The organism is Methylobrevis pamukkalensis, assembly GCF_001720135.1.
Classification (GTDB): domain Bacteria; phylum Pseudomonadota; class Alphaproteobacteria; order Rhizobiales; family Pleomorphomonadaceae; genus Methylobrevis; species Methylobrevis pamukkalensis.
In genome coordinates this window covers 1-9,624 of sequence record NZ_MCRJ01000135.1, presented here as the reverse complement: position 1 = coordinate 9,624, position 9,624 = coordinate 1, and the positions used below count along the sequence as shown (strand labels likewise).

Sequence of the window (9,624 nt, the reverse complement as noted above, 5' to 3'; positions counted from 1 at the left end):
GAAGGCTTCGCGGCATATGCCTGCCGAGCGGACGGAAACGCCGCCCACACTTCGCGTCTTTGCTTGCGAGGCGATCCGCAAGCTCATTTCCGAAATGGACATCTACGGGGACACGGGCGACATCCGCCTCGACGAACGCGAGCTTGCCGCCGAACTCGGCGTCAGCCGCACGCCGATCCGCGAGGCGCTGTGCGTGCTGGCGCGCGAGGGACTGGTGCGCTCCATCGCCCGCACCGGCTTCTTCGTGGAGCGCAAGTCGCGGGGGGAGATCGTCGAGATGATCTGCGCGCTCGCCAGCCTCGAGGCGATGGCCGCGCGGCTGGCGGCCCGCAACGCCTTGGACGAGGACCTCGAGGCGCTGGCCGACGTGTTCCGCGACCTCGACGCCGAGGACGCCGACGACCTCGATGCCTATTCGGACGCCAATCTCCGGTTCCACCAGGAAATCCTGCGTCTGGGCGGCAATGCGGTCATCGGCAACATGACGCGCGCCTGATCGTCCACGTGCGGGCGATTCGCCGGGTGTCGGTGCGCCAGGCGCACCGGATCGAGCGCTCGCGCGTGGAGCACAGCCACATCATCGATGCCCTGCGCAGCCGGGACGCCGACCAGGCCGAGAGTCTCGTGCGCCACCACGCGCTCGGTCTCGCCGCCCACGTGGAACAATACGGGGTCTTTCCGGGCTGAGACCAGCGCGCGTATGAACCGACCTCTCTCCGCCCTCACCCTGAGGAGGCCCGGAACGGGCCGTCTCGAAGAACGGGGGCGGCCTCGTCCTTCGAGACGGGCGCAAGAGCGCCCTCCTCAGGATGAGGCCGATCGAGTCCGTTCATCGGCGCCGAGGCATCAGACCACCCTCGTGCCGGCGGCAGAATCACCGTCTGCACGAGGGTGGTCATGGGCCCCCTGGGTCGTGAGCCCCCGGATCATGGCCCCCCGGATCATGGCCCCCCGGATTTGAGCAGCCCGGACTTGAGTCCGCGAGCCGTGCCATCCGGCGGCATAGCTCCGTGACGACCGAAGCTCACGACGAGACGGTGAGAACAATCTTGCCGATGTGGCTGCTGGTCTCCATCAGCGCATGGGCCGCCGCCGCCTCGGCGAGCGGGAAGGTGGCGTGCACCACCGGCCGCACCCGGCCGTCCGCCAGCATCGGCCAGACCTTGTCCTCCAACGCGTCGGCGATCCGCGCCTTGGCGGCCACCGACTGCGCCCGCAGCGTCGAGCCGGTCTGCGTCAGGCGCTTCATCATCAACCGCGTGAAGTCGATCTCGACCTTCGACCCCATCAGGAAGGCGATGTTGACGATTCGCCCGTCGTTGGCCGCGGCAACCCAGTTCTGCTCGATGTAGGGTCCACCGACCATGTCGAGAATCAGCTCCACGCCCTGCTTGTCGGTCGCCTTGCGCACGGCCTCCAGCCAGTTCTCTTCGCGATAGTTGATGGCCAGATCGGCGCCGAGATCACGGCAGGCCGCGCACTTGTCCGCCGACCCGGCGGTGACGAACACGCGCGCGCCAAACGCCTTGGCGAGCATGATCGCCGTGGTGCCGATGCCGGACGAGCCGCCGTGAATCAGCAGCGTCTCGCCGGCAACGAGACCGCCGCGCTCGAACACGTTGTGCCAGACGGTGAAGAAGGTCTCGGGCACCGCCGCCGCGGCCACGAAATCGAGGCCGGCCGGGATCGGCAGCGCATTGCGGGCGTCGACCAGCGCATATTCGGCGTAGCCGCCGCCCGGCGTCAGCGCACACACCGCGTCGCCCGCCGCCCAGCGGGTCACGCCCTCGCCCACTGCCGCGACGATGCCCGACACCTCGAGGCCGGGCAGGTCGGTCGTGCCCTTCGGCGCCGGATAGACGCCCGAGCGCTGCAGCACGTCGGGCCGGTTCACGCCGGCGGCACGCACCGCGATCAGGATCTCGCCCGGCCCCGGCACTGGCACCGGACGGACTTGCGGGGTCAGCACGTCGGGACCGCCCGGTTCGCGAATCGCGATGACGGACATGGTCTCGGGGAGAACGGTCATGCTTGGTCTTTCCTGATGACGAACGAATCGGATGGGGACCGGACCGGCATGGCCTCTCGCCGCGATCCGGGGCCGATCCTAGCACATCGATCGGCGCGTGGTCGCCCTCCCCTGCCCGGCAACCGGGTCGGACACGATTCGCGGGACAGCCCGCCATCACACCATCAGGCCAGAACGCGAAAGGGCAGGACGATCCCGCAATGGCGCTGGGATCGTCCTGCCCTGTCCGAACTCGGTCCAGCCGATCGGCCGGACCGCGGCCTGTCAGTCGAACAGGCCTTCGCTGTGCTGCTCGACATAGTCTGCAAGGTTGAGCGTGTGGTCGCGGGACAGCCGCTCGGCCAGTTCGGTGTCGCGCTTCTCGAGCGCCTCGATGATCGCCCGGTGCTCGACGATCGACTGGCTGGCACGGTCGTCGCGCCCGATCGTGATCTGCCGGATTCCGCGCACGTGCAGCAGCAGATTCTCGGTCATCTCGGCCAGCACCTGCGAGCCCGCAAGCTGGACCACCGTCTGATGGAAGCGGATGTTGGCGCTGGAATATTCGCTGAGATAGTCGGCCGGCTTGTGGGTCTCGCCGAACTCGTCGAACAGCGGCCGAAGCTTGGCGATCTCGCTGTCCTTGGCCTTCAGCGTCACCAGCCGCGCCGCCATGCCTTCAAGCGCCGCCCAGGCCTGGATCATCTCGATCACTTCACGCTTGGTCTTGCGCAGCACGATGATGCCGCGACGCGGCATCGACTTGACGAAGCCCTGCTGCTCCAGCATGGCGATCGCCTCGCGCACCGGCGTGCGGCTGATGCCGAGCCGTTCGGACAGCTGACGCTCGTCGAGCCAGGTGGCCTCGTTCGTGCTGTAGATGTCCATGTTGGTGATGGCATGCTTGAGCGCGCTGTAGACACGGGTCTTGTAGGTCTGCTCCGGCGCGAACTTCTCCAGGACGAGATCCGGCGTGGATTCGTCAGCGATCGGCCAGCGCACTTGCGGTTTGATTGCCACAGCCCAAGGTCTCCAGTCTCACAACGTCACTGGGATTTATAATGCCATATTCCGCAGGTTGCGTACGCACTCTTCTGGGGGTGAGACAATTCATCCGCCCTGCGCACGCTGCACGCAGACCCGCAGTTTCAAGGCGGATGTCCGAGGCCGCACGCGCGACCCCGGACGTGGCCCCGGGTCAGCCGTGGGCGCCGAATTCCAGCGCGATCGCCGCGCCGATCTCCAGCACCGCCTTGTAGCAGTCTTCGATCGGATCGATCAGCCGCGCGCTGAGCGACGCATAGCTCGCCGGATCCTCGCCCGGATAGCTGTAGGGCTCGCGCAGCTTGTAGCTCGACATGTCCGCCGCATTGACCGGATAGGCATCATGCAGCAGCGCGACCGCCTCGGGAATCCGCAGCGAGAAGATCAGTTCCATGATGTCCTCGCGCGAGATGTCGTTGCGCGTGGAAAAGCGCGGCACCCGCGCGGCCATCAGGAAGATGTGCTGCAGCAGCGCCAGCCGCACGGCGTGCAGCATGTCGAGCCGCTGCCGCCGCTCGGACACCTCCTGCCCGGGGTTGAGGTCGGCGCCGTCGAGGATGCGGTGCAGCCAGATCGCGTCGAGTCGCAGCTTCACCGCCAGCGCGGAGATGGACGAGGCGCGCTCGTCGCCCTCCAGCAGCTGGGTGATGAACAGGCACGGCTCGGCCAGATGCGGCTCTGCACCGGCATAAGGACGGGTCGACCAGAACACCGGGTCGAACAGCACGGCGAAGGCCGCGAGCGCCTTGATGCTGGACCGCTTCTTGATCTCGCTCACATGCGAGGTCAGGCGCCGCAGCCGGTCGGAATGGGCGTGGACGTCGAGGAAGCGCTCCTCCTCGCCGCGGGCCGCCGTGCCGAAGCCGGCGATCACGGTCAGCGGATGACCGAGCTGCTGCAGGATCGCGTTGTGCGGGATCGCCCGAAACTTGCGGACCTGATGCACCTCGCCGGAGGACACGTCGAACTGCCGGCGCGACTTGCGCGAACCGGTCTCGTTGAGCAGGCCCTGGGCAAACGAGCCGAGGGTGCGGTGATAGGCCCGGTCCTCGAGCAGATGGTCGTGGAAACCGGCAACGCGGCGGTAGAAGTCGAAGGAGAAGTTCGTCCGCGAGTAGAGGCTGTCGTCCCCGGCCAGATCGTGCCAGTTGGCCTCGGCCTCGATCAGCCGGGTCACGGTGGCGAGCGCGAGCTCCGGCGTCTCGAAATAGACGAAGCCGTCGCCGCCCTGGAAGGTGACCTCGTGCTTCACCTTGACGCCGATCGCCTCGAACTGGCTGCGGGCCCACGGGCTGAACACGTAGTAGCAGCGATCCTCGAAGGACTTCTGGTGCGCGCCGCGGCCGGCCGATTCGCCATGGGTGTCGAAGATCAGCACCTCGACGTCGGTGAGGCCGTGACGCTCGCAGTTGCGGGCCAGATGCCCGTGCAACCGTTCGATCGCCAGCGCCGCCGGGATCTGGCCCATGAACCGGCCCGAATCGGAGAAGCCGGTCTGGATCGCGATCCGGCCGCGCTTCCTCGCCATCGCCCGGTATTCGGGAATGGAGAACAGCACGTCGAAGAAGCGCGCGCCGCTTTCCAGTGCCTTCGGCGTCTCGAACAGCGGCGAGATGTCGAGCTTGTGGTCGACGCCGAACAGCCGCGAGAAGTAGCAGGCGACCAGCGCCGTCGCCGGCGCCTCGCATTCGGCGATCAGCATGCGGATCGAGGCGTCGCGATCGATGTGCTTGAGGATCTGCGCGGCGATGACGAACATGCGGAGCGCGGTCTTCTGCTCGATGTCGAGCGAGCCGAAGTTGACCTTGGCCGGCTCGGCCTCGCGGATCAGCGTCGCCAGCCGGTCGATCATCGACCGCGAGCTGATCTGCTCTTCCGATTCCATGTCCAGCATCTGCATGATCGCGTTGTGCAGCTGCGTGGCGTTGATGCGCATGTGCACCTCGCCGACGCCGAAGCCGGCGGTCTTCATCTCGCCGCGCAGGACGATCAGTTCGACGGCCAGATCGTCCGGCGCTTCCTCGATCGCCTCGTTGAGCATGGCGACGAGACTGTCGACGCTGACCTCCTTGTGCGGATGGTCGGAGGTCAGGAGGTCGGCGGCGGTGTCGAGCGCGCCCTTGCCGAGCGGCTCCTGCGAGAAGGCCTCCAGCACCCAGGCGCTCCACGCCCGCAGCCGCCGCAGGCGCAGCGCGAGCTGGCCGATGTGGCTGTTCTCGGCCACGTCCTTCGGGAAGAGCGCGGTGATGCGCTCCACCTCCGCCTCGTAGCGGGCGATCTGGTGCACCTTCTCGGCGAGGCGGAAGCGGAACGTGTCGTTCCAGCGGATGTCGGTGCGCCCGTCGAGGTCGTAGCCGATCCAGGTGCCGACGTTGGCAAAGCCGCTGTCGATCTGGCGCCAGTCCTCCGGATGGCGCTCGCGCATCACCTCGCAGGCCACGCGGCTGAAGACGGCGAGCGCGCCCTTGGCGGCGTCCAGCGCGTCCATGGTGGCCGAATGCTCGACCTGCAGCGTCAGCGGCGTGTCGGGTCCGAGCGGATCGGTGGGGGCCTCCACGGCCTGGCCGCTGGCCATGCGCGCGAGCGTCTGTCGCTGGCGGCGCTTCAGGAGGAAGGTCGGGTGGGCGGTGAAGACGATGCCGATCTGGGCGCGCCCGAGGATCGCCTTGTCGGTGGCCACGTCGCCGCCCTCGCCGAGCAGCCGCAGCAGGGCGGCTTTCAGGCGGACGACATTCTCCTCGATCGGGACCGGCCCGACATAGGCGCCGAGCGAGGCAGCACGCGCCTCGAAGGATTCGCGGCCGAGCTGACGGGCGAGCCGGGACAGGTCGTCGTGGGAAAGGGTTCCCGCCTCAAGATCGCGCGACAGCTCGAAGGAGAGCTGGGCGATCGGATTGTAGCGGGGTTCGTCGGGCAGACGGCTGCGGAAGAGCCTCAGCCGCTCGCGGCAGTGGCTCTCGAGCGACGACACGTCCATGACGGCGGGCGTACGACAGGTGCCGCAGAGTCCATCCTGTACCTCATTCAACCGGGGTGGATGCTCCATGATTAGACGGAGCCGGAGGACGGAGACAAGGCGCGTCGCTGACTATTTTCACGGCATGGCGCTTTTATGCACTTTCGGGCCGCGACGGCCGTAGAAAAGGGGACGGCACAGGCGCGCCGTCCCCTCTGAACTGCAAGGCTGCCCGAACGGAGCCGCCTCACGTCTCACATGATCAGACGGCGCGGGCCGCGTGCATCTCGGCGATCTGGTCGGCCGAGTAGCCGAGCTGGGCAAGAACCTCGTCCGTGTGTTCGCCGAGCAGCGGCGAGGCCTTCACCTCGACGGCCATGTCCGAGAACTTGATCGGCGAGCCGACGGTCAGGTACTTGCCGATCTTCGGATGGTCGACCTCGACGATCGTGCCGCTTTCACGCAGCGACGGGTCGTTGGCGATTTCCTTCATCGACAGCACCGGCGAGCAGGGGATGTCGAACTTGCGCAGGATGTCGACCGCTTCGAACTTGGTCTTGTCCGACAGCCAGCTCTCGATGAACGAGAAGATGTCGAAGATCTTGTCCTGGCGGGCTTCGGCCGTGTTGTAGGCCGGGTCCTCGATCCACTCCGGCTTGCCGAGCGCCTTGCAGATCGGCGCCCAGGCGTGACCCTGGATGGTGAAGTAGATGTAGGCGTTCGGGTCGGTTTCCCAGCCCTTGCACTTCAGCACCCAGCCCGGCTGACCGCCGCCGCCGGCGTTGCCGCCGCGCGGCACGACGTCCGAGAAGGAGCCGTGCGGGTACTGCGGATACTCTTCCAGGTAGCCGAGGGCGTCGAGGCGCTGCTGGTCGCGCAGCTTGACGCGGCAGAGGTTCAGCACCGAATCCTGCATCGAGACGGCGACCTTCTGGCCCTTGCCGGTCTTGATCTTCTGGTGCAGCGCCGTGAGGATGCCGATGGCCAGGTGCATGCCGGTGTTCGAGTCACCGAGCGCCGCCGCGGACACGGTGGGCGGGCCGTCCCAGAAACCGGTCGTGGAGGCCGCGCCGCCGGCACACTGGGCCACGTTCTCGTAGACCTTCAGGTCTTCGTAGTGGTGGCCGTCCGAGAAGCCCTTCACCGAGGCGAGGATCATGCCCGGGTTGAGCTTCTGGATGTTCTCCCAGGAGAAGCCCATGCGGTCGAGCGCGCCCGGACCGAAGTTCTCGACCATCACATCCGATTCCTGGATGAGCTTGGTCAGCACTTCCTTGCCCTGCGCGGTCTTGGTGTCGAGGGTCAGCGAACGCTTGTTCGAGTTCAGCATGGTGAAGTAGAGCGCGTCGGCGTCCTTCACGTGGCGGAGCTGCGAACGGGTGACGTCGCCGGCGCCGGGGCGCTCGACCTTGATCACGTCAGCGCCGAACCAGGCGAGAAGCTGCGTGCACGCCGGACCGGCCTGAACGTGCGTGAAGTCGATGATCTTTACGCCTTCGAGTGGCTTGCTCATGTAGGTCCATCTCCCTTTTCAATCGTTTGATTTTGGTCCCCGACCGAGGCGCACTGGCGCCGGTCCGGGAGTTCACTCCTCCACCTGCGCAAGATGCCGCGCGCGGTGGAAACTCGCCCCGTCCCGCGATGCGGAACGAGGATGTCGGGCAGGTCTCAGGAAGACGACTTCGCCCGCAATTCGGTCTCGAGATCCCGGACGCGCCGTCGAAGCTCGCGCTCCTCGGTCCAGCGCTGGGTCTCGTCGCGAACGATCGCAACAATGCCTGTCACGGTGTCGCCTTCGGAGAGAAGCGAAACCGTGAAGGCGATCGACAGCGTCCGTCCGTCCTTGTGCAGCGCCGGAACCCTGAGAAGCTCGGTTCCGTAGCGGGTCACGCCGGTGGCCATCGTCTGATGATAGCCGTCCCAGTGCCGTCCCCGCTGGCGCTCCGGTATGATGATGTCGAGCGATCCGCCGATCGCATCGTCCTCGGTGAAACCGAAGATGCGCTCCGAGGCGGGATTCCACATCACAATGTTGCCCGCAGCATCAGAGACGATGATGGCATCGCCTGCCGTCGCGACGAGTTGCTGAAAATCGATCGTTCCACGCATCGTCATGTCCGGGTGTCCCTCTTGCCTCGCCTGCGGTTCATCGAGGAACCTGCGAACGGGCGGCGCGAACACCCATGTCCTCCCTCGGGTCATGCAAAGAAGACCGAAGCATCGGTCCCGGCCCAGGTTCCGGTTCCGCTTCGGACATCCGGATCGCGGACCGTCCGGAGGCCGGAACGGTCCGTGTCCGAGGACTATCGCCCTGGCACGCCAACTGGTGGCATTTGGCATACCAAACCGCACGTCTGTCAAGTCCCCCTCGCCGTCCAGCGTGTGCAACCGTGATGATCACGGCGGGGGAAACATGGTGACGACCGGCGGAAGAGCCCGGGCAGCCGCGGATTGCCGCTGCCCGGGCCTGACCTCATTCCGCGGGCTGAAGGGCCGACCGGGCACCGTCGCGCAGCGCCACGCCGCGCCGCCAGGGCTTGAGCACCGCGATCGCGAGGAAGGCGGTCAGCGCGTTCAGCACCACGCCGATGATGAACACCGGACCCCAGTTGCCGCCGCTGGCCATGGCCGTGCCGAAGGGCACCAGCAGCGCCGCCGTGCCCTTGGCCGTGTAGAGCAGGCCCGCGTTGGTGGCCGCGAACTTCGAGCCGAAGGTGTCGGTGCAGGTCGACGGGAAGAGACTGTAGATCTCGCCCCAGGCGAAGAACACCGTACCCGACAGGATCACGAAGGCGATCGGGTTGTGGCCCCAGAGATAGAGAAGGTAGATGCCAAGCGCCTCGATCGAGAAGGCGATGAACATCGTGTTCTCGCGGCCGACCTTGTCCGAGATCCAGCCGAAGAACGGCCGGGTCACGCCGTTGAGCACGCGGTCGATGGTGGCCGCCAGCGTCAGCGCGGTCATGCCCCAGGCGATCGTGACGCCGCCGACGCCGAGATCGTTGGCCATCGGCGCCAGGTTGGCCGTGACGACGAGGCCGCCGGCGCCAACCATCACGAACATGGCGTACATCAGCCAGAACAGCGGATGCGTGACCACCTCGCGCGGGGTGTAGTTCCGCTTCGACTGGATGATGTTGCCGGCGGAAACCGGCTCGGGCACCTGCCCTTCCTTCGGTCCGCGCAGGAAGAAGGAGAACAGGACGATGATCACCCCCTGGCCGATGCCGAACCAGAAGAAGGCCGACTGGAAGCCGGCGTTGGCGATGGTCGCCTGGATCGGCCAGACCGTCAGCGCCGAGCCGGCACCGAAACCGGCGGCGGTGATGCCGGAGGCAAGACCCCGCTTGTCCGGGAACCACTTGAGGGCATTGCCGACGCAGGTGCCGTACACCGCGCCCGCGCCGATACCGGCGAACACCTGGCCGACGCAGAAGGTGAACAGGTCCGAGGCCATCGAATTGATCACCCAGCCGACGGCGCAGAGCACGCCGCCGAACAGGATCACGATATGCGGGCCGTAACGATCCACGAACCATCCCTCGACGGGGACCAGCCACGTCTCGAACAGCACGAACAGCGTGAACGCCCACTGGATCTCCGACCGCTCCCAGCC

General features: G+C 66.8%; 8 protein-coding genes. 2 read left to right on the top strand and 6 right to left on the bottom strand.

The window, feature by feature from the left end; translation table 11 throughout:
* On the top strand, positions 1–496 hold a 496-nt coding region (locus A6302_RS17715; RefSeq protein WP_245294127.1), incomplete at its 5' end, for a GntR family transcriptional regulator.
* Positions 497–504: 8 nt separating this feature from the next.
* The gene (locus A6302_RS24820; protein WP_245294126.1) at positions 505–687 is read left to right on the top strand and encodes an FCD domain-containing protein; all 183 of its coding nucleotides are present in this window, start codon (positions 505–507) and stop codon (positions 685–687) included.
* 337 nt (positions 688–1,024) lie between these two features.
* On the opposite strand, the gene A6302_RS17710 is transcribed toward A6302_RS24820, so the two are convergent.
* The 6 genes from A6302_RS17710 to oxlT all read right to left on the bottom strand — a co-directional run.
* On the bottom strand, positions 1,025–2,029 hold the full coding sequence (locus tag A6302_RS17710) for an NAD(P)H-quinone oxidoreductase (protein WP_069308153.1): 1,005 nt from the start codon (positions 2,027–2,029) through the stop codon (positions 1,025–1,027).
* 264 nt (positions 2,030–2,293) lie between these two features.
* Positions 2,294–3,028, bottom strand: a complete 735-nt coding sequence (locus A6302_RS17705) for a GntR family transcriptional regulator (RefSeq protein WP_083255873.1) — start codon at positions 3,026–3,028, stop codon at positions 2,294–2,296.
* 178 nt (positions 3,029–3,206) lie between these two features.
* Positions 3,207–6,029 (bottom strand): phosphoenolpyruvate carboxylase, encoded by a 2,823-nt coding sequence (locus tag A6302_RS17700; protein WP_069308152.1) that lies wholly within the window; start codon positions 6,027–6,029, stop codon positions 3,207–3,209.
* 241 nt (positions 6,030–6,270) lie between these two features.
* Positions 6,271–7,521, bottom strand: coding sequence for a formyl-CoA transferase (frc, locus tag A6302_RS17695; RefSeq protein WP_069308151.1), 1,251 nt, complete (start codon positions 7,519–7,521; stop codon positions 6,271–6,273).
* A 155-nt stretch (positions 7,522–7,676) separates the two neighbouring features.
* On the bottom strand, positions 7,677–8,117 hold the full coding sequence (locus A6302_RS17690) for a PAS domain S-box protein (protein ID WP_069308154.1): 441 nt from the start codon (positions 8,115–8,117) through the stop codon (positions 7,677–7,679).
* A gap of 364 nt (positions 8,118–8,481) precedes the next feature.
* Positions 8,482–9,624, bottom strand: a 1,143-nt coding sequence (gene oxlT / locus A6302_RS17685; RefSeq protein WP_069308150.1) for an oxalate/formate MFS antiporter, incomplete at its 5' end; no start/stop codon positions are given.

Coding starts and splice junctions, on each gene's coding strand:
- A6302_RS17710 (WP_069308153.1), bottom strand. CDS start 2,029: ATGACCGTTCTCCCCGAGACCATGTCCGTCATCGCGATTCGCGAACCG.
- frc (WP_069308151.1), bottom strand. CDS start 7,521: ATGAGCAAGCCACTCGAAGGCGTAAAGATCATCGACTTCACGCACGTT.
- A6302_RS17700 (WP_069308152.1), bottom strand. CDS start 6,029: ATGGACGTGTCGTCGCTCGAGAGCCACTGCCGCGAGCGGCTGAGGCTC.
- A6302_RS17690 (WP_069308154.1), bottom strand. CDS start 8,117: ATGCGTGGAACGATCGATTTTCAGCAACTCGTCGCGACGGCAGGCGAT.